2 protein-coding genes and 1 pseudogene are annotated in these 1,374 nt (G+C 71.0%); all 3 read left to right on the top strand.

The annotated features are described in order from the left end of the window. Nucleotides 1-609 (top strand): annotated as a pseudogene (locus ABZV34_RS39530) (thiolase domain-containing protein); the annotation flags it as partial. An 83-nt stretch (nucleotides 610-692) separates the two neighbouring features. Beyond that, a complete protein-coding gene (locus ABZV34_RS39525; protein WP_356288152.1) occupies nucleotides 693-935 on the top strand; it encodes a DUF397 domain-containing protein in 243 nt (80 codons plus the stop codon). A gap of 106 nt (nucleotides 936-1,041) precedes the next feature. Further along, a partial coding sequence (locus ABZV34_RS39520; RefSeq protein ID WP_356288149.1) for a hypothetical protein occupies nucleotides 1,042-1,374 on the top strand: 333 nt, incomplete at its 3' end.

Raw genomic sequence — 1,374 nt, 5'->3', positions numbered from 1 at the left:
ACCCTGGAGAAGGTCCAGGCCTCCCCGATGCTCTGGGACCCGATCCGCTACTCGGAGACCTGCCCGTCCTCGGACGGCGCCTGCGCCATGATCCTCACCGACCGTGCGGGCGCGGCGCGTTCACCCCGTCCGCCCGCGTGGCTGCACGGCGGCGCGATGCGCAGCGAGCCCACCCTCTTCGCCGGCAAGGACTGCGTGTCACCGCAGGCGGGCAAGGACTGCGCTGCCGACGTCTACCGGCAGGCCGGCATCGCGGACCCGCGCCGGGACATCGACGCCGTGGAAATGTACGTACCTTTCTCCTGGTACGAACCCATGTGGCTGGAGAACCTCGGCTTCGCCGCCGAGGGCGAGGGCTGGAAACTCACGGAGTCCGGGGTGACCGAGCTCGACGGGGACCTGCCCGTCAACATGTCGGGCGGCGTACTCTCCACCAATCCGATCGGCGCCTCCGGGATGATCCGGTTCGCGGAAGCGGCGCTCCAGGTACGCGGACTGGCGGGAGAACACCAGGTGGAAGGGGCTCGCCGAGCGCTGGGGCACGCCTACGGAGGCGGCTCCCAGTTCTTCGCGATGTGGCTGGTCGGGTCCGAGCCGCCCAGTTCCTGAAACCGTCCCCCTCACGTGGCCTGTCCGCCACCCGAACCGATCGCTAGGCTGACGGCGGACGACGAACCGGGAGGAGCACGGACGTGGCCGAGAGCACCATCGAGCAACACCCGCTCGCGGGCTGGGACAAGCCTGAGCTGGACCTGAGCAAAGCCGACTGGCAGTCCAGCAGCCGAGGGCGAGGTGACGTCCAGATCGCCTTTGTCGAGGGCTTCATCGCGATGCGCAACAGCGACCGCGTCGAGAGCCCTTCCCTGATCTTCACGCCTGCCGAGTGGGGCGCGTTCGTGTCGGGAGCCCGCGAGGGCGAGTTCGACCTGACCTGAACCGGCGCCCCCGCACCAGGAGAAGCAACGCGCGAGCGGTGACCCGTCCCCGGGCCGGTGCCCGAGGCGTCGACCCGGGGAAGTCCGCGATGTCCAAGGAGACCTGGTGAGCAGGGCGCCGTACGCGGGCCGACTGGAGCGAGTCGGCGGCCGCGTACGGCCGGGCACTCCGTGCTGGGCCTGGCGAGGAGCCCGCGGCATCGTGGCGGGGATCGATACCGTGACCGGACTCCCGGATTCGGTCCGGCGCGGAGGAGCGCGCCATGGCGGCCGACGTCCGACGCTCGACGACCTCATGCCCGTCGCGCGGGAGATGCTCGTCATGGCCGCACGGGACGCCACGGGCGAGGAGGTGGCCGCGGTCCTGGCGCGCCTGGGAGGCGGCACCCGCGAGGGACAGGCCCACGTGAACCTAGCTGCTCGCGGAAGTGTTCGCCGG

Origin of the sequence: Streptomyces sp. NPDC005195 (assembly GCF_040608315.1) — a bacterium.
Lineage (GTDB): Bacteria > Actinomycetota > Actinomycetes > Streptomycetales > Streptomycetaceae > Streptomyces > Streptomyces kaempferi.
This window is presented reverse-complemented; position numbering and strand designations above follow the sequence as displayed.